General features: G+C 38.4%; 21 protein-coding genes. 18 read left to right on the forward strand and 3 right to left on the reverse strand.

Translation table 11 applies throughout. From position 1 onward, the window contains the following. The 7 genes from RCG22_RS00600 (at position 1) to RCG22_RS00630 (ending at position 6,314) form a co-directional block, all read left to right on the forward strand. Positions 1 to 1,137, forward strand: coding sequence for an amidohydrolase (locus tag RCG22_RS00600; protein WP_308105255.1), 1,137 nt, complete (start codon positions 1 to 3; stop codon positions 1,135 to 1,137). A gap of 19 nt (positions 1,138 to 1,156) precedes the next feature. Next, on the forward strand, positions 1,157 to 1,945 hold the full coding sequence (locus RCG22_RS00605; protein WP_308105256.1) for a transporter substrate-binding domain-containing protein: 789 nt from the start codon (positions 1,157 to 1,159) through the stop codon (positions 1,943 to 1,945). A gap of 12 nt (positions 1,946 to 1,957) precedes the next feature. Beyond that, positions 1,958 to 2,614, forward strand: a complete 657-nt coding sequence (locus tag RCG22_RS00610) for an amino acid ABC transporter permease (protein WP_308105257.1) — start codon at positions 1,958 to 1,960, stop codon at positions 2,612 to 2,614. A gap of 50 nt (positions 2,615 to 2,664) precedes the next feature. Further along, a complete protein-coding gene (locus RCG22_RS00615) occupies positions 2,665 to 3,387 on the forward strand; it encodes an amino acid ABC transporter ATP-binding protein (protein WP_308107056.1) in 723 nt (240 codons plus the stop codon). Positions 3,388 to 3,415: 28 nt separating this feature from the next. Beyond that, positions 3,416 to 4,255, forward strand: coding sequence for a GNAT family N-acetyltransferase (locus tag RCG22_RS00620; protein WP_308105258.1), 840 nt, complete (start codon positions 3,416 to 3,418; stop codon positions 4,253 to 4,255). A 1-nt stretch (position 4,256) separates the two neighbouring features. Continuing rightward, positions 4,257 to 5,366, forward strand: coding sequence for an o-succinylbenzoate synthase (gene menC / locus RCG22_RS00625; protein ID WP_308105259.1), 1,110 nt, complete (start codon positions 4,257 to 4,259; stop codon positions 5,364 to 5,366). A 246-nt stretch (positions 5,367 to 5,612) separates the two neighbouring features. Then, positions 5,613 to 6,314 carry a YoaK family protein gene (locus tag RCG22_RS00630; RefSeq protein ID WP_308105260.1) on the forward strand — a complete coding sequence of 234 codons (702 nt, stop codon included), beginning with the start codon at positions 5,613 to 5,615 and terminating at the stop codon, positions 6,312 to 6,314. Between the two features lie 99 nt (positions 6,315 to 6,413). Here the strand turns inward: RCG22_RS00630 and RCG22_RS00635 are convergent, their stop codons facing one another. Continuing rightward, entirely contained in the window at positions 6,414 to 6,854 is a 441-nt protein-coding gene (locus RCG22_RS00635) for an Rrf2 family transcriptional regulator (RefSeq protein WP_308105261.1), read from the reverse strand. Between the two features lie 264 nt (positions 6,855 to 7,118). Between RCG22_RS00635 and RCG22_RS00640 the strand changes: the two genes are divergently transcribed. Further along, positions 7,119 to 7,991, forward strand: a complete 873-nt coding sequence (locus RCG22_RS00640; RefSeq protein ID WP_308105262.1) for an SDR family oxidoreductase — start codon at positions 7,119 to 7,121, stop codon at positions 7,989 to 7,991. Positions 7,992 to 8,278: 287 nt separating this feature from the next. Here RCG22_RS00640 and RCG22_RS00645 read toward each other — a convergent pair whose 3' ends face one another. Beyond that, a complete protein-coding gene (locus tag RCG22_RS00645; protein WP_098261890.1) occupies positions 8,279 to 8,704 on the reverse strand; it encodes a cupredoxin domain-containing protein in 426 nt (141 codons plus the stop codon). A gap of 682 nt (positions 8,705 to 9,386) precedes the next feature. On the opposite strand from RCG22_RS00645, the gene helD reads away from it, so the two are divergent. The 9 genes from helD to RCG22_RS00690 all read left to right on the forward strand — a co-directional run bounded on the left by helD (position 9,387) and on the right by RCG22_RS00690 (position 18,673). Next, a complete protein-coding gene (gene helD, locus RCG22_RS00650; protein WP_308105263.1) occupies positions 9,387 to 11,696 on the forward strand; it encodes an RNA polymerase recycling motor HelD in 2,310 nt (769 codons plus the stop codon). A gap of 129 nt (positions 11,697 to 11,825) precedes the next feature. Next, entirely contained in the window at positions 11,826 to 12,146 is a 321-nt protein-coding gene (locus RCG22_RS00655; RefSeq protein ID WP_088088275.1) for a YbjQ family protein, read from the forward strand. Then, a complete protein-coding gene (locus RCG22_RS00660) occupies positions 12,146 to 12,382 on the forward strand; it encodes a hypothetical protein (protein ID WP_308105264.1) in 237 nt (78 codons plus the stop codon). The genes RCG22_RS00655 and RCG22_RS00660 overlap by 1 nt, the downstream gene beginning before the upstream one ends. An 86-nt stretch (positions 12,383 to 12,468) precedes the next feature. Continuing rightward, positions 12,469 to 13,245 (forward strand): arylamine N-acetyltransferase family protein, encoded by a 777-nt coding sequence (locus tag RCG22_RS00665; protein WP_308105265.1) that lies wholly within the window; start codon positions 12,469 to 12,471, stop codon positions 13,243 to 13,245. Between the two features lie 158 nt (positions 13,246 to 13,403). Then, on the forward strand, positions 13,404 to 13,841 hold the full coding sequence (locus RCG22_RS00670) for a universal stress protein (RefSeq protein WP_308105266.1): 438 nt from the start codon (positions 13,404 to 13,406) through the stop codon (positions 13,839 to 13,841). A gap of 291 nt (positions 13,842 to 14,132) precedes the next feature. After that, a complete protein-coding gene (locus RCG22_RS00675; RefSeq protein WP_308105267.1) occupies positions 14,133 to 14,744 on the forward strand; it encodes a thermonuclease family protein in 612 nt (203 codons plus the stop codon). 155 nt (positions 14,745 to 14,899) lie between these two features. Further along, positions 14,900 to 15,931, forward strand: a complete 1,032-nt coding sequence (locus RCG22_RS00680; RefSeq protein WP_308105268.1) for a S66 family peptidase — start codon at positions 14,900 to 14,902, stop codon at positions 15,929 to 15,931. Positions 15,932 to 15,994: 63 nt separating this feature from the next. After that, entirely contained in the window at positions 15,995 to 16,705 is a 711-nt protein-coding gene (locus tag RCG22_RS00685) for a DNA alkylation repair protein (RefSeq protein WP_308105269.1), read from the forward strand. A 432-nt stretch (positions 16,706 to 17,137) separates the two neighbouring features. After that, positions 17,138 to 18,673 carry an NCS1 family nucleobase:cation symporter-1 gene (locus RCG22_RS00690; protein ID WP_308105270.1) on the forward strand — a complete coding sequence of 512 codons (1,536 nt, stop codon included), beginning with the start codon at positions 17,138 to 17,140 and terminating at the stop codon, positions 18,671 to 18,673. Between the two features lie 68 nt (positions 18,674 to 18,741). Here RCG22_RS00690 and RCG22_RS00695 read toward each other — a convergent pair whose 3' ends face one another. Then, positions 18,742 to 19,224: a DUF2231 domain-containing protein gene (locus tag RCG22_RS00695; RefSeq protein WP_308105271.1), complete on the reverse strand. Its 483-nt coding sequence runs from the start codon at positions 19,222 to 19,224 to the stop codon at positions 18,742 to 18,744. Positions 19,225 to 19,552: 328 nt separating this feature from the next. On the opposite strand from RCG22_RS00695, the gene RCG22_RS00700 reads away from it, so the two are divergent. Further along, the gene (locus RCG22_RS00700; protein ID WP_308105272.1) at positions 19,553 to 21,484 is read left to right on the forward strand and encodes a fructose-1,6-bisphosphatase; all 1,932 of its coding nucleotides are present in this window, start codon (positions 19,553 to 19,555) and stop codon (positions 21,482 to 21,484) included. The last annotated feature ends 58 nt before the right edge of the window (positions 21,485 to 21,542 follow it).

The following is a 21,542-nucleotide window of genomic DNA, read 5'->3' on the forward strand; positions in this document are numbered from 1 at the left end:
ATGAGCCAGCTTATCAATTTTATAAACGAAAGGGAACAAGTGATTCGAAAGACCTATACTGAACTGCACCAATTGGCCGAACCTAGCTGGCAGGAACAGATGACCTCACAATATATACAGAAAGCATTAACAGAAGCAGGGATAAACTTTAAAACCTACGAAGGACATTATGGGATTGTTGCTGATATTCCAGGAGAAGGCCATGAAATTGTCGCCTTACGTGCTGATATGGATGCCATATTACAAGAAGTGAAAGGAACCATCCAGCCCAATCATTCCTGTGGACACGATGCTCACAGCACGATTGCTTTACATACAGCCTTGGCAATTGCTGCAAATAAACCTGCACAAAACAAGCCATTCCGTTTTATTTTTCAACCAGCAGAGGAAAAGGGGGAGGGGGCACTGCGAATGATGCAAGAAGGAGCGCTAGACGGCGTCGATTACTTATTCGGTGTCCACCTTCGTCCGTGGATGGAAGTTCCGATGGGGAAAGTAGCTCCAGCCATCATTCATAGTTCGTGTGCTACCATTTATGGGGCTATTATAGGGAAGCAAGCACATGCTTCAAGACCCCAAGATGGCAATAATCCAATCGAAGCTGCGTCCTATTTAATCCAGGCCCTGCAAAACATTCGCTTAAAAAATCCAGCTTCTTTTTCGATTAAAATGACAAGTTTACAGGCTGGTGGAGATTCCTCGAATGTCATTCCAGAAACTGCAAATTTTATTTTGGACTTACGGGCAAAAACAAATGAAGCAATGGATGAGCTCCAGTCTAGAACAATGGATTTACTAGGGAAGGTAGGTGCCTTGACTGGGACACGTATTAACGGAACCGTAAAAGAATTTGTTCCAGCAGCTAGATTAAATCGGGAAGCTATTAATCTAGCAAAGAGAACCGCGGTCACAGTTCTTGGAGAAGAAAATGTAGTCGACAACTGTATTTCACAAGGGGGCGAAGATTTTCATTTCTATACCCTGCAAAATCCTGATGTAAAGGCGACCATGATTGGTTTAGGCTGTGACTTGCGTCCTGGACTTCACGACCCGGACATGCACTTTAATCAAGAGGCGCTTTTATATGGAACGAAATTATTAGCATGTCTACTCCTTGAGGCCGCTTCAAAAAAATAAAAAATAAGGGGGATTCTGTATGAAAAAATTTATGGTGAGATTGTTTATTGTAAGTCTAGTCTTGGTCATGTCAGCGTGTGGTGGGAGTAAAGAAACGAGTGGTTCATCAAACGGTGATACGCTTCAATCCATCAAAGATAAGGGTGAAATGAAGATTGCTTTAGAAGGGGCTTATCCTCCATACAACTTCATTAACAAAAGCAATGAGTTAGAAGGTTTTGATGCAGATATTGCCCAAGAAGTGGCCAAAAGACTCGGTGTTAAAGCGGTTTTAGTAGCTAACCCTTGGGATAGTATGATCCCTGCATTAACAGGTAAAAAGTTTGATATCATCATTTCCGATATGGCGATTACGGAGGAAAGGAAGAAGAAAGTATCATTTAGCGAGCCTTATTTTACGACAGGTAATCAGTTGTTTGTTCCAAAAGAATCTTCCATTAAAGAACCAAAAGACATGAAGGGTAAAAAAATTGGTGTGACGATTTCAACGACTGCTGCCGAAGCAGTTACCAAGGCTGGGGCCGATGTAAAACTTTATAAAAATGATTTTCTTGCCTTTGAGGACTTAGTAAATGGCCGTTTAGACGGTGTATCCACAGACCAAGGTGTTGGAGCCAAAATTATTCTTGATCAGAATTACAGTTTAGTTGCTGTAGACGGATTGTTGAACACAGAATTAGCAGGTATGACGATTCGAAAAGAAGATAAGGATTTCCGCAAAGAAATCAATAAGATTATTGCCGAAATGCAAAAAGACGGTAAATATGAAGAAATTAGTAAAAAATGGTTTGGAAAAGACATCCGATAAGGAGCTAAAAATATGTTAGACTTTTCTCTCGTAACTGAATACATTCCATTTTTACTCAAGGCATCAATATTGACCCTTGAAATTTCGATTCTTTCCTTGGTACTAGGGTTAATTTTGGAAATAATCATTGTGATTATGAAAATTTCAAAGTTTAAGATTTTGTCATTGTTCGCAGACTTTTATATTTGGGTCCTTAGAGGGACCCCCCTTTTGGTCCAATTATTCCTTGTCTACTTTGGACTGCCGCAAATCGGAATTGAATTAGATCCCTTTACTGCCTCTGTGCTTGCGCTAGGGATAAATGCCGGAGCCTATATTGCCGAAATATTAAGAGGAGGGATTTTGTCAATCCCGAAAGGTCAAATGGAAGCAGCACAGTCACTTGGATTGAGCTATCCAACCATCATGCGAAGAATTATTCTCCCGCAGGCCTTAAGAGTAAGCATCCCTGCGATTGGCAATGAGTCTATTACACTCTTAAAAGATTCATCACTCGCTTCGCTAGTTACCGTTTCAGAATTGATGATGACTTCACAAAGATTTGCTTCGACGAACTATGCATTTATCGAATTCTATATTACTGCTGCCATTCTTTACTTAGTAATGACTACAATTTTTTCATTATTCTTAAAAAAGATAGAATTTAAGTTGTCGATTAGCGAACGTTAGTCAAGGGAGGACCTACCGTGTCAAACAAAGTGAAAGATCATCTTCACCCTATTATTGAGATAGAAAATGTTCATAAAAGCTTTAACCAGCTGGAAGTGTTAAAAGGGATTAATTTACAGGTGTATCCTGGCGAGGTAGTTGCCCTAATTGGTTCAAGTGGTTCGGGGAAAAGTACTCTCCTTCGCTGTCTGAATGGACTCGAAACCCTATCATCTGGCCGGATCTCCATTGATGGAACGGAATTAAACCATTCGCCAAGGAGTATTCAACAAATTAGGCGGGAAGTGGGGATGGTATTTCAACAGTTTAACTTATTCCCGCACTTGACCGTTTTACAAAACATTATCGAAGCGCCTATTCAAGCATTAAAGAAGTCGAAAGCAGAAGCCGTCGAAAAGGCAATAGTTCTTCTCGAAAGGGTGGGCCTTAAAGATAAAAAGGATGTGTACCCACGGAAACTTTCCGGAGGTCAACAACAGCGTGTCGCGATTGCTCGGGCAATGGCGATGAATCCAAAAATTATGCTGTTTGATGAACCGACTTCCGCATTAGATCCAGAACTGGTAAGTGAAGTTCTCAACGTTATGAAGGGATTGGCAGAAGAGGGAATGACGATGCTGATTGTGACTCATGAGATGAAGTTTGCAAGAGAGGTGGCCGATCGTGTCATTTATATGTGTGACGGCATCATCGAAGAACAGGGAGCTCCAGCCCAACTGTTTAGCAATCCTACTAGTAATCGTTTAAAAAGCTTTCTTAAAAATGTTATCTAATCAAGTGGCAGGAGGATCGTTACTCAAAATGAATTTTCAAGAATCGATTACAATACGTATGTTATATTCAGCAGAGGAATTGACTGCTGTGAAAGACTTAGAAAGTTTGATTTGGGCCGATGAGGATCCGGTCCCCGTGAATCATAGCGTTGCTGTGGTTAAAAATGGCGGGATGGTAATTGGCGCTTTTTCTGGGGCGCGTTTAATTGGATTTCAATATAGCTTTCCAGGATTTGATGGGACAAATGTGTACCTATGTTCACATAGTATGGGAATCGACCCAGATTTTCGAAAAATGGGGATTGGAGAAAAATTAAAATTAGCGCAGCGAGAAGAAGCGCTAAAAATGGGCTATCGACGAATCGAGTGGACGTATGATCCACTGGAAACTGTCAATGGATATCTCAATTTAAGTAAATTAGGCGGAGTTTGTACGAAGTATATTGAGAACTGCTACGGCGAAATGCCTGATATTCTTAATGCTGGTTTGCCATCTGATCGATTTTTAGTGGAATGGAATATTGCTGAAGAAACGTCCCGGTTGAGGTCAGAATCTATGGTTATCCATGAAATTCCGCATTTGATTGATGTCGAGGAGGATGTTGAGGGCTTGCCGGTGGCGAAGAATGTTTATCTTAATTACGAGGAGAAGGCAAATTTCCTCTATGTTCCTGTTCCTAATCAATTCCAGATGATTAAATCAAAAAATTTGGAGGTCGCATTAGAATGGAGACTGAAAACACGTGAAGTTTTTACCCATTATTTAAGCAAAGGGTGGGCGGTTACGTCAGTAAAGAAGAGTGACCATCCTACTCTTCATCATTATGTATTAACAAGAAACTTTCATAACGGAGTGAAGGAGAATTAGCATGGAAATCGAACGAATCGTGTTAAGACATATGAAAATGGATCTTTTACATCCCTTTACAACAGCTGTAGGGACTGAATATGATAAAGATTTTATCCTGGTCGAGGTCAAAACGAAGGATGGAATGACAGGCTGGGCAGAATCTGTGGCCGCCATTGATGCTACATATAAAGAAGAAACGGTCAAAACCAATTGGCATATGATGGAGGATTTTCTGATTCCTCTACTTCTGAAGGAGCCAATTTCTCATCCAGATGAGGTCTCTGAACTTTTTTCTCATGTCCGAGGGAATTACATGGCAAAGGCTGCCCTAGAAGGAGCGATTTGGGATGCTTACGCAAAACAGCAAGGAGTAAGTCTTGCGAGTGCGCTCGGGGGAACATTAGAAAAGATTGAGGTTGGGGTTAGCATTGGAATCCAGGATACAGTCGAAGAATTGTTGGCATTGATTGAGGGTCATTTACAAGAGGGTTACAAACGCATTAAAGTGAAAATTCAACCGGGTTGGGACTTAAATATTTTAGCAGAGATACGAAAACACTATCCAGATATTCCATTAATGGCTGATGCCAATACAGCTTATACCCTAGAAGATATTGATACACTCAAGGCAATGGACCAATTTAATTTAACGATGATTGAGCAGCCATTAGGCTTTGATGACATCGTCGATCATGCACAGCTTCAAGCACAAATGGAGACACCGATTTGTTTGGATGAAAGTATCCATAGTGTGGAAGATGTGAGAAAGGCGATTCAACTAGGCAGTTGTAAAATCATTAATATTAAAATTGGCCGTGTTGGAGGGTTAACAGAATCTAAAAAAATCCATGATTTATGTGAGGCAAACGGGATTTCTGTCTGGTGTGGAGGCATGCTTGAGTCCGGAGTGGGAAGGGCACATAATATTGCGATTACTAGTCTTTCTAATTTTACACTACCGGGTGACACAGCAGCGTCTGCCCATTACTGGAAGGAAGATATCATTGATCCCGAGGTAATCGTCGAAGATGGAATGATAACAATTCCAAAGCATCCAGGTATCGGGTATGAACCGAACCGAGACCGGATTGACAAGTACACGCTGTCCAGTCGTACTTTTCATTTATAATTAAGGTTAATCACCGTTAATTTAACACGTAAATATAGCCTTTATCAAAAAAATCCAATCAGTAAATAAAACCTACCTTTCTTTGAATCATTTAGAAGGGTAGGTCATTTTTATTTACAGACCATCATTTCTGTGGAATGATATAATTTTGACGATTCCTATGAAACAACCACACTTAGATTAGTTTTCTTGTTTCTTCTTGGAAATAATAATCACGTGAATAAACAGAATCAAGGAGATAACAAAATGAAAGATAAAATTCCCTCGTTATCGTCCAACTCCATTTATTTGGGTAGTTTGTTAGCCATAGTTGGCGGGTTTTTAGATGCTTATACGTTTATTAGCCGTGATGGAGTGTTTGCCAATGCGCAAACGGGAAATATGGTATTACTGGCTGTTAAAGCAGCAAGCAAAGATTGGAGAGGCACTTTGCTATTTATTCCACCTATTATAGCCTTCATTTTGGGTGTTTTGGTTTCAGAAATAGTAAAGATTCCTCATGTGCGCGAATTATTACATAGCTATCGAAGATCGATTCTTATCATAGAATGTTTGGTTTTAATTACAGTTGGTCTGTTGCCAGGAAACGTGCCTAACATCATAGTCACGGTGTGTATAGCATTTGTATCTTCCATGCAAATTTCAACGTTCAATAAATTGGATAAGTGGGCCTACAACTCAACCATGACAACAGGTAATCTTCGAACGGCAACTAAAGCCGCCTACTTGGCAATAAAAGAACGAAATCTGGAAGCAAAAAAGCAATTCATAGAGTTTTTTTTGATCATACTTTCTTTTTCATTTGGGGCATTGACAGGGACATTTTCAACCATAATTATAGGGAACACCTCTATATTTATAGCATCAGGAATATTAGTCATTGCTATTATTTTGTATCATAGGGATAGAGGCTACTTGAGCAAAACCATTAAGTTGAAACTAAAATAATTTCGAGGGTAGGTTTTTTTACAATATAGGAAATTCCAGCAGGCGAGAAAAATTGGATCTTAAATATAAAAAAACGACATTCAGAAAAGATGTCGTCCGCTATATACTATTCAATTTTTCTTTTTTAGAAATATCACTTACTACATCCGCAATGGTTACATTTTCAAGAGCTTTCTCCATTGCCTTCTCAGCACTTGAAAACAGTGGACCAATCGCATCTTGAATATTTCTACCGACGGGGCACTCAGGATTGGGGCTTTCATGGATGCTAAACAATTCTTTCTCTTGAACTACATTAACAGCTTTATAAACATCCAACAAGGTAATCATAGATAAATCCCTTGCTAGGTCAGCACCAGCAATACCAGGTCGTATATTTATTAACCCTGATTTTTTTAACATGCCCATTATTTTTCTTATGACGGCTGGATTTGTATTTACACTTCCCGCAATAAACTCGGATGAGTTTACTCCGCCTTTATTTACCTCAAGGAGTGTTAATATATGAACTCCAACCGCAAAACGGCTGCTTATCGACATCTTTCTTCACCTTCCTTATTGTTATACACTTTAATATCACCAAATAATTGAAATGTAATCAATTTGATTACAAGTGTATTATACCAAATTTACGAACAAAATATATAATGCGTTTTTTAGTTGACAAAAGATTAACATGTTATTAAAATGATTACAGGTAATCAAATTAGTTACAAGTAAGTGTGGGACTGTTTTTGTGATTGTCACTAACTCACAAAAAGAACCATCCTAATGGTATAGAACAAGAAAGAGGAGGAATTTAATATGAAAATGTTAGTTACAGGTGCAACAGGTAAATTGGGATCAAAAGTGGTCGAGAAGTTATTACAAAGTGTACCAGCGAATCAATTGGCTGTCAGTGTCCGCAATCCCGAAAAAGCAGCGGGATTAGTTTCTCGCGGGGTAGAAGTTCGCCAGGGTGATTTTGACCAGCCGCAAAGCTTAGTTACGGCTTTTGCCGGGATTGATCGTCTATTAATTATTTCTGCGGATGGTGACAATGAAACAAGAATTCGTCAGCATACAGATGCAGTTGCAGCAGCTGAACGGGCGGGAGTGAAATTTATTGCTTATACAAGTTTGGCAAATGCAACAGAAAGCACAAATATAATGGCGCCGCCTCATGTTGCGACAGAAGCAGCAATCATTAAAACTGGAATTCCATATACTTTCTTGCGTAACAATTGGTATTTGGAAAATGAAATTGGGGGCATTCAAGGTGCGATGGCAGGTGCTCCGTGGGTAACTTCCGCTGGAACAGGTAAAGTAGGCTGGGCCCTGCAACAAGATTATGCAGAGGCAGCAGCAGCTGTGCTTTTAGGAAACGGTCACGAAAATAAGGTATATGAACTTTCTGCACCTCTATTAACTCAAGAAGAATTAGTAGCTGCTCTTAGCACTGTATTGAGTAAAGAAATACCTGTACAGCAAGTATCAGACGAGACGTATGCCGAAATCATGAAAGGTTTAGGCTTACCGGATTTTGTCATTCCGATTGTTGTTGGAATTCAAGAGAGTATTCGAAATGGCTCACTTGCAGTGGAAAGTAATGATTTTGAAAAGGTTCTCGGACGTCCAGTTACGCCAATCAAAGAGGCATTAACCCAAATTGTTAAAGAAATTTCGCAAACAAAATAAATTTCTGCAAATTTTACTAGTTTATGGATTCGTTTTGTGGTCCAATGGGTAAGTTTTATGGCTCAATGAGCGAATTCTACGGTTCAATGAGCGGATTCGGCGGTTCAATGAGCGGATTCTACGGTTCAATGAGCGAATTTTGCGACTCAATGAGCGAATCCAAAAATCAGCTATCTTCAATTTGAACAGCAGCAGGAAACTTCAATCGATGAGTATATGAAATGAATTAGAAAACCAGAAGTCTCCTCCTGAAACAAGGGAGGAGACTTCTGGTTTTAATTAAGACCTTAGTCGATTATTTTTAGTGAAATTTTCATTCCTTCGTGGTCTTCAGTAGCACCACAAACTGTTGAACAAGTTAATTCGTATTCTCCTGTTGTATCTGCTGTAAATTCAGCAGGTGCGTCGGCTTTAAGATCAATTCCTAATTTTTCGTTACTAATTGAATGTGCTCCTTCTTTGTTAACCAGAGTCAATTTGACTTTCGATCCCTTTTTAATAATCAACTCTTTATCTGGAGTGAATTTCCAGTTAGAAGCTGTGATAGTGAACGCTTCCACATCTGATGCTGTTGTACTAGAAGTCTCTGCTGATTGAGCAGTTGTCTTTTCACTAGCATTGGACGTCTTGTTTCCTTCATCTGAATCTCCGCAAGCAGCTAAGCCTAATACTAAAAGACCCGTTAATAAAAATAACCCGAGATTTTTTTTCATGGTAAATAGCCTCCTATATAGTAAACAAATTTTTTGAAACCGCTAATCAAGGTTAGCTTATGTATGCTTAACTCCTTTCAGATTTACTACATTTAGTTTAATGAATCGATTTTTTAATTACCTTGACATAAATCAAGGTAAATGAGGAAAACCATGGGAGACGGTTCGTCGCTTTTTTTGGGGTGAAGGAATAATTCAAACCAACCTAAAATATTTATATAAAAAACAAGAGTAAGTTCGTCCATAAAGTGTCCCTGTAGAGCTTCTAGGAGGGAGCCAATTCTTTGAATCGAAATCGGAATAAAAATGTACAGCTAACCATTTTTTTACTTTTTTGTATACTGATCATTCTTATTATCCATGCCCTTCTTAATATTCGAATTTATTTTGTATACAGTACGGGCCTTGGTCCTATTTTCTTAATAGGATTGATTATTTTCCTCATTGCTTTACTCTTTTTCAAAGGGTGAGGACACAGGGGCGGTTCTAGTGGTCGGTAGAGCGTAATTCAAAAAAGAATAAGAAACGTCCCTCTGTTTCTAAAAGTGTTGATTAAACATTTATCAAATGGTAAAATATAACTCCAATCTTAAGTATAGCATCTACTAAAAACGGTAGATGTTTCTTTTTGTGCCGGTTCCATCCTTATAAAACTCAAATTGAGAGGTGACGGATTAAGAGTATGAGCCCGAAAAAACAAAAATCAATTCGTGACCATAAAGATTATCAATCAGAAGTGGAGCGCCTGGAGTTTACTAAGGAATATATTAAAAGTGTTTTGGAAATGTCGAAGGGAAATAAGGAACAGTTCGTTGAGAACTTAAAAGAGGCCTTTGCAGATCTGGACACATCAGACAGTAGTTTAAGTTACATGAACTTACTGACGAATGCGCAGTATTTAGAATTGGCCGAGAGTGAATTGGAACGGCTATCAAGCGTTATCGGCAAACCTTACTTTTCTAGAATCAATTTTACAAGCAGTGGTGACACCAACGAAGAGATTTTATATATTGGCAAAGCCTCACTGTTTGACCGTGTCAATCAGATTCCGATTATCGTTGATTGGCGGTCTCCAATTGCCAATGTTTACTATGATGGACGGCTTGGGGATGTGACCTATGACGCTTACGGGGAAACGCAAAGTGGTTATTTATCGTTAAAGCGACAGTATGAGATCGAGAATGGATTTTTAAAAGATATTAGAGATATCGACTTAACCACACATGATGAGTTATTACAGAAATCCTTAGCAGGAAAAGCAGATAATCGCTTAACAGAAATTGTCGCAACCATCCAAAATGAGCAAAATGAAGTCATTCGAGCTTCACTGAAACACCCCATTATCGTCCAAGGAGCGGCTGGAAGTGGAAAAACGACCATTGCGCTCCATCGAATTTCCTACTTTCTCTACTCTTCTGGATATCGATTTCCTCCAGAAAAATTAATGATCCTAGCACCTAATAAATTATTTATCGATTATATTTCCGCCGTTCTGCCTGATTTAGGGGTTAATAAGATAAAACAAACGACCTATATTGAATTTATGAGAAGTTGTTTAGGGAAGAAATTAACATTAATATCGCCGAATTCAAAATTAATGGCGCTTATTAACGGAAATGAAAAATCAAAAACAATCCAATGGGTTTCAAGTTTTAAAGGATCGCTGGACTTTAAAGAGTTAATCGACCACTATTTAAAAGAAATTGAGTATAATTTGGCCCCTTCCGAGGATTTTATGATTGAAAAATCACGCCTGTTGAGAGGGGCGAAACTTAAAAAACTATTTATAAATGAATTTCAATACTTACCTATCTATAAAAGACTGGATAAAATTAAAAATTTATTAGCCAATGATTTAAGATTAAAAAAATCACTGATTCTTTCTAAACTTAATAGCAAATATGACGATGCGTTAGAAAAGCTCCTTTTTAGCAACAGGCCGGAGTCCGAAAAAAGAAAGGAAAAAGTAGTCAGCTTCATGGATTCGAAAGAAAAAAGAATCAGCTCGGTGGAGAAAGAGTCGAAAGTTGCAATAAAAAATTATATGGCTGCTTTTGTTAAAAAAGATATCTTTACGCTTTATAAGGAACTAATGACGTCCCCTGAGTTGTTACAAAAATATTCTCGGACGCTTTCCGAGGCAGACTGCAAGAGGTTAAGTAACTATTGTCAAAGGATTTTTGCTAAAAAGGCGCTCGAGCTCGAGGATTTAGCACCGTTATTTTATATGAAGGCGAAGCTGGAAGGGATCGAAGAACCTTATAAAATGAAAAGTATTTTCATTGATGAGGCCCAGGACTATAGTTATTTCCAATTTGCCGCACTGAAAGAAGGTTTTGAAACAGACTTGTTTACGATTGTTGGAGATCTAGCCCAAGGAATTCATTCTTATCGAGGGTTGAATAGTTGGGAACCGTTAATAAACGATATTTTTCCGAATGCAAATTATCAAACGTTACAAAAGAGTTATCGAACGACAGTCGAGATTATGCACTTAGCAAACGACATTCTTTCCATCATGGAAAAAGACTTGCCAAAAGTAGAACCCGTCATTCGTCATGGGGACAAACCCCGTTTTACAAAAATCGACCCTGCCAATTTGGATCAGGTGAAAGCGATCCTTGAACAGGATATTCATTTACTCAAAAAGGACGAGCTTAACTCGATTGCGATTATTGGAAGAACTGACAAAGAGTGCTCACGAATACATAAAATGCTTGAAAATAGCAAACTTCCAATTCAACTCCTAGAAGAAAAAGAAGATATGAAAAAGGGCAGTGTTGTGATCTTACCTTCGTACCTTTCAAAAGGATTGGAATTTGATGCCGTACTAATTCTTAACTTAGAAGAGTCATACAATGAGGAAGAGTTAGACATCAAATTGTTGTATGTAGCCATGACTAGACCGATGCATCGGTTGTATTTATATGCGAGTGAGGCATCGGATTTATTATTAAATAGGGTTTCATTTGTCCATTTTGATATGAAGTAAACGAATAAAAGTGGAGTACACAATTGAATGGTGCCTGACACTTTTTTAATGGTATAATAAGGAATAATGGGTACTCAATAATGTAGAGTGTACATATATATTTTACTAATGTTTGATAGGGGTGAGTGTATGTTAGTAGTAACAACAGAAAATATCCAAGGTTACAAGGTAGTTGAAGTAAAAGGACCTGTTTTTGGTTTAATTGTAAGAAGCCGCGGCTTGGGTGCAGATATTATGGCAAGCTTAAAAGGGTTGGTAGGCGGAGAAATTAAACAATATACCGTGATGCTGGAGGATTCGAGAAAAGAGGCCATGGACCGGATGATCAAGAATGCTAATGCGATGGGGGCCAATGCAATAGTCATGACTCGGTTCGACTCAGGGGAAGCCGGAAAAAATATGACTGAAATCTTTGCTTACGGTACGGCAGTAGTAGTCGAGAAAATGTAATGAACGGACTTTGGATAATTATTGCCTATTACGGCTTGCAAGCCATCGCAGTTATTGTTTTTATTTTATTAGGAGTGTTTATTTATGACAAACGTTTCAAAGGTCGACAGGGTGAAAAAGTGCCCGCCGGATTTGAAAAAACCGATGAAATAAACATTGATCCTATCACCAATGAGAAATCAAGAGTGTACTTTAACCCCCAAACAGGGGATCGTTTTTATAAAAAGGAAAAATAATAACCTTAAAATGTAAAAAAGTGACTCAAATTGTCTGCCAATTTGTAGTCATTTTTTTTAGCAACAATAAGCTTGGAGGAATAAAAATGCAAACACTGACGTCTTTATTTCATCAAAGAATAGGTTTACCAATGAACCAAACCATTACTTTTGAAAATTTAGATGTGGTTCTTGAAAAAACAGCACAAAATATCCCGTTTGAAAATTTAACAATCATTGAAAACAAAACAGTTGAAATTACAAAGGAAAACTTAATGAACAAAATCATCGAAAGAAATGAGGGCGGTATTTGTTACGAACTTAATCCACTTTTTTATTTCTACCTATTAGAAAATGGCTTTAACGCAGCCTTAACAAACGGTGTTGTCTATAATCATGCTGCCGAAGAGTACCATCAACTTGGTAGGACGCATGTAACGATTCTGATCAATCACGAGGACCAAATGTATTTAATAGACACGGGCTTTGGAGGAAATTTACCGCTAAAACCTGTTCCTTTATCCGGTGAGCCCATTTCTTCCTATAATGGGGAGTTCCGAATTAAAAAAGTAAATCATCCATATGGGGACTATTGTTTAGAAATGCAACTAAAGCATAAAGATACAGTTTGGAAAATTGGCTATGCATTTGATACCAAGAAGTCTATTGAAGATCTATCGAAGCTAAATGAAATCCAAACAATTATTATCGAGCACCCGAAATCTTCATTTAACAAACATCCCTTAATAACCCGACTTACCAATAACGGGAATATCACCTTAACGGATACCACATTTACCCAATGGGCTGACGGGATTCTTACGAAAGAGAATATTGATAACGTGAAATTTAAAGAGCTGGCAAAACAACATTTTGGCCTTTAAAAGCTGGCAAACAGTGACTGTCACTGTTCGCCAGCTTTTATTTTTTTGATTACTCTTCATATTTAACACAATATTGTCAATATCTTCAATCCGTGATTAAAATGACAGACGTATAATAAAAGTAGGAAGGAAAGTTTAATAATGGGGAGATGAGAATAATGTTAACGAATTATTCGCGAATTGTTGTTGCATATGACCATTCTGACTTAAGCAAAAAAGCCTTGAAGATGGCAATGAATATGGCACAAGAGGATCAACAAATTCAATTGTTTGTCGTAATGGTCATGCAACCGGAAAAGCCCATTCCATACGCTGCCGGTTATGGAGTTGTTGCAATCTTAGAGTCTCAGCTTGAGAAAGCCAATGCCGTGCGTAATGAAATTGAACAAGAATTAAAGTCACTTCCAAATAAAACAAAAGCACTTTTATTACAAGGTAACCCAGGATTCATGATAGTAGAATATGCGAAGCAAAATGATGCAGACCTTGTTGTTATGGGAAGCAGAGGATTAAGTGGACTGAAGGAACTTTTCTTGGGAAGTGTTAGCCATTATGTTGTACAAAAGGCACATTGCCCAGTTTTAATTGTAAAATAATAATAGATAACATGCATGCTTTTACTAGAAGTTGATTAAAATTTAAAAAATATAACACTCTCAAATGTTGGTATATCAATGTTTGTGGGTGTTTTTTGTTTTGGAGAAAGGTAGAATCGGTACCACAGAATTTGTTTGTCATTAAATTTCCATACTTTTTTCGAAAAACATGGTGTCCGTTTTCTTCCTTAAACTATATATCTTCTATGAATGGGATTTTACTTGAGAACTTGGATTCAATAAGCAATACGGAGAGTTTGTGTATAGATTGAGAGGAAAGAGGGAGTATGGATGCATAAAAAATTAATGGGAGTTGGTCTACTGGCTGCATCAACGGTATTTGCATTTTATCCCATCGAACGGTTGGATGAGGTAAATCAAGCAAAGGTTGGTATCCAGAAAGATGTGGACCAAAACAATGGTTCTCTAGTGGGAGATGAGTCAAAATTGCCTATTCATCGGATGCCAATCACCTTAGTAGAGACTATTGATGGAGACACGATTAAAGCTAAAGTAAAGGGGAGTATTGAAACCATCCGCTATTTGTTGGTGGATACCCCAGAATCGAAGAATCCTAGAATGTGTGTCCAACCTTATGCCAAGGAGGCTTTCCAAAGGAATTACGAACTGGTGCGTGAAGGCGGCTTAACACTGGAATTGGAACAGGGAGAAACAAGAGATTCGTATGGACGACTGTTAGCCTATGTTTATGTTGATGGAAAGTCTGTTCAAGAAACGCTGCTCACAGAAGGCTACGCGCGAGTAGCTTACATCATGAATCCTCCATATAAATATTTACCACAATATACGACAGATGAGAGTTTGGCAAAGAGAAGAGGAGTAAACATCTGGAGTCGGACGGGATTTGTGACTAATTGGGGGTTTAAAGGGTGTGTGCCTTAAAAACAGTGTCTGTCTGCATAAAAGAACGGGCATCTTTAACGAATTAAAGCAGGTATTTTTCTAATTCTGTAGAAATTAAAGCCATGGGATATCCTCTAAAATTAAGAGGCATCTATATTCTTAGCCAATCGAATGATACAAGGGTGGGAGTAAATATGTTAAAAAAGCCAAAGAAATTACAAGCAGGAGATTGTGTTGCTACAGTAAGTCCGTCTTGGGGAGGTGCTGGTGATCCAGGACTGAGATGGCGGTATGAACAAGGGGTAAGGAGGTTAGTAGAAGTTTTTGGACTAAAGGTTATCCCTATGCCGAATAGTTTAAAAGGGAGCGATTATCTTTATCAAAATCCACAAGCTCGTGCGGAAGATATGATGACAGCATTTAAGGATAATAGCATTAAAGGTATCTTTGCAAATATAGGCGGAGAAGATAGTATTCGTTTACTTCCCTATATTGATTTTGATGTGATTCGCGAAAACCCGAAAATATTTATGGGCTACTCCGATGTGACCGTTTCACATTTATTTTGTCATAAAGCAGGAATTTCTTCTTTTTATGGTCCGGCCATTTTAACTGATTTTGCTGAAAACGTTGAGATGGATCCATATACGATTGACATGGTGAAGCGAACGCTCTTTTCAAATGAGATGATCGGCGAAATTCAACCGGCCGAACAATGGACGAGTGAACGGTTAGAATGGATCGAAGAGAATAAGAACCGCCGACGGGCAATGCAGCAAAATGTAGGTTTCGAGTTACTTCAAGGCTCAGGTGTAGCACAGGGACATTTGATTGGCGGCTGTATAGAGGTACTAGAGTTTGCGAAAGGAACCGTGCTCTGGCCCGAAGAGAAATATTGGCATGAAAGTATTCTATTCTTTGAAACCTCAGAAGAAAAGCCGGAACCAAATCATATTAAGTATTGGCTGCGAAATTATGCCGTACAAGGAATTCTACAAAAGGCCAATGGAATCATATTTGGTAAACCGCAGGACGAGAAATATTACCATGAATATAAAGTGGAAATTCAAAAAGTCATGAAGGAATTTAATTTGGAGGATTTGCCGATTCTCTATAATCTCAATTTTGGTCATACAGAACCGAAAATCATATTACCATATGGAGTAAGGGCGGAAATTAATTGTGATAAAAAGACATTCACGATATTAGAAAGTGGCGTGGAATAACTAATTGCTTGATAATAATTACGATGCAGTGGAAATGATTATAATGGAAGGAAGTGCAAAACGATGGATTTTGAGATGGTTATGCAGGAACTGGAAGCGCTCAGTAGTGAGCGAATTAAAAAGACGTACATAAGCAATGGGGCACACGAGCCTCTATTTGGCGTGGCTACAGGAAAAATGAAGCCAATGTCAAAGATAATCAAGAAAAATCAGCCTTTGGCCGAGCAACTCTACGCCACTGGGAACTATGATGCCATGTATTTTGCCGGCATCATTGCAGACCCGAAGATAATGACGGAGGCGGATTTTGAGCGTTGGATCGATGCGGCATATTTTTATATGCTATCCGATCATGTGGTGTCCGTAACTTTGGCTGAAACTGATATTGCGCAAGCGGTTGCTGATAAATGGATCGCAAGCGGCGATGAACTTAGAATGTCGGCAGGCTGGAGCTGTTATTGCTGGCTTTTGGGGAATCGGAAAGACGCTGAATTTAGCGCCAGCAAGATTGCCAGTATGCTTGATCTGGTGGAAAATACGATTTACGATTCTCCTGATCGAACGAAATCCGCAATGAATAATTTTATGTATACTGTCGCAATTTCATATTTACCACTCCATGATAAGGCAGTTGAAACCGCTAAGGCAGTGGGACCAGTCGAAATCAAGCGGGACAAGAAAAAAAGCAGCATCCTGCTTGCAGCAGAAAATATCCAAAAGGATTTAGATAGAGGGAGGAAACTTGGTTTCAAACGCAAATATGTAAGGTGTTAATATAGATTATCGGATAAAAATAAGTTACGGACACCTTCAATGGAATAGGGGGTGTCCGTCACTTGTTTTCTATTACAACAAATCTTACATAACATAAAAAAATTGATAGAAATCATTGAACTATTTGTCCAATGACAGGATGTTTTGATGATATATAATTTAGGATAGGTAGGTGGGTTTTGTTTTCGTGGTTTTGGCTATTACAAAAGGGAGGGAGGGCAATGGAACCTTGCTGCGGGGGTAGTAAGACATTAGGGTGGTGACTCGATGTAAAATCATGAAAAACTAGTTTGAGTTTTTTAAATATTCACTCAAAATAGATTTGTGCTAAGATGAGTTTCTTGCACTAATTGAAGTTGAAATCTCTCTGCCATTTCCATGAATATGTTCACTTGAAGAGCACGTCAAATAACAAAACAAGGGGGAAATTTGTTGAAAACGCAAATTGAACAAAATGGAATTGTTACCCTGACACCTGAAGTAGCCAATGGATTAAGTAACAGTGAAATGTGGAATGATGACCTGCGCCCAACGACACTGAAGGAACATTCCTGGAAGGGAATGAACTTTGCCACTTTATGGATAGGTATGTGTTTGTGTATTCCGTCCTACACGATGGCAAGTGGCTTGATTTCATTGGGAATGAATTGGTGGCAAGCCATTGGAACTATTTTTCTTGGGAATGTCATAGTCCTTATCCCTATTCTATTAAACTCACATGCTGGTACTAAATTTGGAATTCCCTATCCAGTGTTTGCAAGATTATGGTTTGGCTCAAAAGGAGCACACATCCCAGCTTTAGCAAGAGCCATTGTTGCGGCTGGCTGGTTCGGGATCAACACTTGGATTGGTACGGGTGCAATTGATACACTTTTATCGGCTTCATTTCCTGCTTGGAGAAACTTAAGTGGACATACGGCTATAATATTTGCCTTGTTTTGGGGGTTAAATGTCGTCGTCGCCTATAAGGGACCTCAAGCAATGAAAGTCCTTGGCTTAATCGCCACACCGATTGTCGGTATCGCTTCGATCATCCTTCTTATTTGGGCATATACAAATGCTGGAGGCTGGGGCCCTATCTTGGACACACCTTCAAAATTCACCACAACAGGGGCGTTTTTAAAAGTATTTTTCCCAGCATTAACAGGTGTCATTGCTTTCTGGGCAACCCTAGCCTTGAATATTCCAGACTTCTGTCGATATGCAAAAAGTCAAAAATCACAAATGCTTGCTCAAAGCTTTTCTCTTCCACTTACAATGAGTATCTTCTCCTTTATTGGAATCGCCGTCACCTCTGCAACAGTGGTGATTTTCGGAACAGCCCTTTGGGATCCAGTTCAACTGCTTGCGAAATTCCCGCCATACATTATCTTTTTGGGCACGTTGATCATTGTCATTGCATCCTTAACCATTAATGTCGGTGCAAATATCGTTGCACCAGCCCGTGCGATTGAAAATCTAAATCCAAGACGAATTACTTTCGGACTAGGGGCGCTAATTACTGGAATCTTTGCAATCTTAATGCAGCCATGGTACATCATGGAGAACTTTGGAAATTATATTTTTGGCTGGTTGGGAACATATGGAGCGTTACTTGGACCGATTGATGGGATTGCGATTGCAGATTACTGGCTTGTTCGCAAGCGACAAATGGCACTAAATGAACTATATGATGTAAACGGCCGGTATAGTTATACATCTGGTTTTAATAAAAATGGTGTATATGCCCTGATTATTGGTGTGGCTATTCCTGTACTTGGTCTTTTCATTCCTGGACTTCATTTTTTATGGGATAATGCGTGGACATTTGGATTGTTTATCTCCATTATCGCCTACACCTATTTAATGAGAGGAGATAAGAGCGTACTAAAACCAGGAGAATATGAGAAAATTACAAGCTTTAAAACCTCCACTTCTGATATTAAGACAGACGCAGTGACGGGGAATGAAACAGAGTTCTTTTATTAAAATTTGATAAATAAACAAAAAGCTTGGATTATTATTATTCCAAGCTTTTTAATGTGTTAGTAAGGCGGTTAATCATTGGGATGGAATGCTTCTGTTTTTGGAGGATTAACATATTTGCCATCCATTTTGACGCCCACACCCTGGTCATAGACCATTTTCCCTCCAAAATATCCCACCGCAAGGATGCTAGCAGAACAGATTAAGGTAAGAAGACAATACATGACTAGAGAAATCTTATGAAATTCTTTCTTTTTAAAAATAAAGAAAGCACGGAATGCGACAACCAGAAAGGCAAGGACGGTGGCAATATCAGCCAGACTTTCGTGATATTCGAATACATTAGTATTTCCTCTCGCATCATGCTCGGGTCCAGTGCCAATTGCTACCCAAGCACTAATAAATGCAATGGCCCACAGCCAAAAACCTCGCTTCGGTGAAAACCTTCGTTTTGTAACCATCCAAAATAAATCATAACACGTCGCAATAATGATTAAAGCAATTGGAAAATGCACCATAATAGGGTGAATATGAGAAATTAGTTCTTCAAACATTGCCTTTCCTCCTCTATTTAAAAGATGATCGATGAGTTTAAGAGACTGCTCTACTACCTAAATTTTACAATAGAAATATGAAAATTGCCTGAAAATTACAGCTAAAACCAATCTGTTTATTTTAGCGGTCACAAAAATTTCTTTTTCTTAAAAAGGACTAGAGAACTCGCTAACAGCGAAAAAAGTGTCAAGCACCTTCAGGAAAATTGGATGGTGATTGACACTTTTTTTGATTTTTATAAAATATATCCTATTAATCATTTATAATATCATTAAGGAATGTGTTAATAAGTGCAACGCAGTCAATTCTGAAAGGGGATACATTTTCTTGAACGAGAAATTTCTAGATTTACTAGCCCAAAAATATGATAGTGCAGAAAAAGTCGCAACAGAAATTATTAATCTCGAAGCCATCCTAAATCTACCAAAAGGAACTGAACATTTTGTCAGTGATTTACATGGAGAGTATCAAGCTTTTCAACATGTATTAAGAAATGGTTCAGGGAATGTAAAAGAGAAGATTAATGACTTGTTTCAAGATACGCTTTCTGAAAACGATAGGAATGAATTTGCCACATTAATTTATTACCCAGAAGAAAAACTGAAGTTAATAAAAAGTCATTTTGGGAATGAACTTGAATTAAACCAATGGTATACAGAAATCATTGAACGAATGTTAAAGCTCATTTCTTACGCCTCCTCCAAATACACACGCTCTAAGTTGCGTAAAGCTTTGCCGAAACCGTTTGTGTATATTATTGAAGAGTTACTCTACAAAAAAGATGATTCCACAAATAAGGATGATTATTATTCAAAAATTGTCCAGCAGATCATCTCCTTAGCTCAGGCTGATCAACTGATCATCGGTCTTGCCTATACGACACAAAGATTAGTTGTTGACCATCTTCATGTAGTAGGAGATATTTACGACCGGGGCCCCGAGCCTGATAAAATTATCGAAACACTAATCGGTTACCATTCGGTTGATATTCAATGGGGAAACCATGATGTCCTATGGCTGGGTGCCTTTGCGGGATCTAAGGTTTGTCTGGCAAATATTATTCGTATTTGTGCAAGATACAACAATTTGGATATTATTGAAGACGTATATGGAATCAATCTAAGACCATTACTTACTCTAGCGGAAAAGTACTATGAAGACAATCCAGCTTTTAGACCTAAGGTCCAGTCCGAAAAGAAACTGTCAGATTATGAACAACTGCAAATTACGAAAATTCACCAAGCAATCGCGATGATTCAATTTAAACTAGAAATCCCGATCATCAAGAGGCGCCCGTATTTTAATATGTCAGAAAGGCGGTTGCTTGAGAAAATCGATTATGAAACGAAAGAAATAACGATTTATGGGAAAACCTACCCTCTAGAAAATAGTTGCTATGCTACTGTTAATCCAATGCAGCCAGACCAATTATTAGAGGAAGAACAACAAGTGATCGAAAAATTGTTGTTTTCTGTTCAGCATTCCGAAAAGCTGGCTAGACATATGAATTTCCTTATGAAAAAGGGAAGCCTATATTTGAAATATAACGGAAACTTGTTAATTCATGGCTGTATTCCTTTAGATGAAGAAGGAAATATGGAAAAAATGACAATTGAAAACAAAACGTATGCAGGCCGTGAATTACTTGATAGGTTTGAATCTTATTTACGATATTCGTTTGAACACCCGGAAATGACAGATGACCTTGCAACGGATATGGTTTGGTATTTATGGACTGGAGAATATTCATCCCTTTTTGGTAAAAGAGAGATGACCACCTTTGAACGGTACTTTATTAAGGAGAAGGAGACTCATAAGGAGGGAAAGAACCCTTATTATTATTTGCGTGAGAAGGAAGAAATTTGCCAAAAAATCCTGGCTGAATTTGATCTCCACCCCGAGCAGGGCCATATTATCAACGGTCATACTCCAGTAAAAGAAATTGATGGAGAGAATCCCATCAAAGCGAATGGACGAATGCTTGTCATCGATGGCGGGTTCTCAAAACCTTATCAATCGGTTACAGGTATAGCAGGATACACCTTACTATATAATTCCTATGGTATGCAGTTGGTGGCTCATAAACAGTTTCATTCCAAAGAAGATGTTTTAGGTGATACAACGGATGTATTATCAGTCAAAAGGTTAGTGGATAAAGAACTGGTGCGAAAAAAGGTAAGAGAAACGAATATTGGGAAAGAACTATTACAGGAAATTTCCGTTTTGAATAGTTTGAGGGAATATCGATATATGAATTAGAGCAGATTGTAGCTTTTCTCCTTTCTTTTTGTATAAAATAAGAAAGGAAAATAAATTA

The organism is Neobacillus nitrireducens (genome assembly GCF_030915405.1).
In the GTDB taxonomy this organism is placed as follows: Bacteria; Bacillota; Bacilli; order Bacillales; family Cytobacillaceae; genus Neobacillus.

Excerpts from the sequence above, each read along its gene's own strand:
- RCG22_RS00665 (WP_308105265.1), top strand. The coding sequence starts at position 12,469 with ATGCAAACACTGACGTCTTTATTTCATCAAAGAATAGGTTTACCAATG.
- RCG22_RS00635 (WP_308105261.1), bottom strand. The coding sequence starts at position 6,854 with ATGTCGATAAGCAGCCGTTTTGCGGTTGGAGTTCATATATTAACACTC.
- RCG22_RS00630 (WP_308105260.1), top strand. The coding sequence starts at position 5,613 with ATGAAAGATAAAATTCCCTCGTTATCGTCCAACTCCATTTATTTGGGT.
- RCG22_RS00620 (WP_308105258.1), top strand. The coding sequence starts at position 3,416 with ATGAATTTTCAAGAATCGATTACAATACGTATGTTATATTCAGCAGAG.
- RCG22_RS00600 (WP_308105255.1), top strand. The coding sequence starts at position 1 with ATGAGCCAGCTTATCAATTTTATAAACGAAAGGGAACAAGTGATTCGA.
- helD (WP_308105263.1), top strand. The coding sequence starts at position 9,387 with ATGAGCCCGAAAAAACAAAAATCAATTCGTGACCATAAAGATTATCAA.
- RCG22_RS00640 (WP_308105262.1), top strand. The coding sequence starts at position 7,119 with ATGAAAATGTTAGTTACAGGTGCAACAGGTAAATTGGGATCAAAAGTG.
- RCG22_RS00660 (WP_308105264.1), top strand. The coding sequence starts at position 12,146 with ATGAACGGACTTTGGATAATTATTGCCTATTACGGCTTGCAAGCCATC.
- menC (WP_308105259.1), top strand. The coding sequence starts at position 4,257 with ATGGAAATCGAACGAATCGTGTTAAGACATATGAAAATGGATCTTTTA.
- RCG22_RS00605 (WP_308105256.1), top strand. The coding sequence starts at position 1,157 with ATGAAAAAATTTATGGTGAGATTGTTTATTGTAAGTCTAGTCTTGGTC.
- RCG22_RS00610 (WP_308105257.1), top strand. The coding sequence starts at position 1,958 with ATGTTAGACTTTTCTCTCGTAACTGAATACATTCCATTTTTACTCAAG.
- RCG22_RS00645 (WP_098261890.1), bottom strand. The coding sequence starts at position 8,704 with ATGAAAAAAAATCTCGGGTTATTTTTATTAACGGGTCTTTTAGTATTA.
- RCG22_RS00695 (WP_308105271.1), bottom strand. The coding sequence starts at position 19,224 with ATGTTTGAAGAACTAATTTCTCATATTCACCCTATTATGGTGCATTTT.
- RCG22_RS00675 (WP_308105267.1), top strand. The coding sequence starts at position 14,133 with ATGCATAAAAAATTAATGGGAGTTGGTCTACTGGCTGCATCAACGGTA.
- RCG22_RS00670 (WP_308105266.1), top strand. The coding sequence starts at position 13,404 with ATGTTAACGAATTATTCGCGAATTGTTGTTGCATATGACCATTCTGAC.
- RCG22_RS00685 (WP_308105269.1), top strand. The coding sequence starts at position 15,995 with ATGGATTTTGAGATGGTTATGCAGGAACTGGAAGCGCTCAGTAGTGAG.
- RCG22_RS00655 (WP_088088275.1), top strand. The coding sequence starts at position 11,826 with ATGTTAGTAGTAACAACAGAAAATATCCAAGGTTACAAGGTAGTTGAA.
- RCG22_RS00680 (WP_308105268.1), top strand. The coding sequence starts at position 14,900 with ATGTTAAAAAAGCCAAAGAAATTACAAGCAGGAGATTGTGTTGCTACA.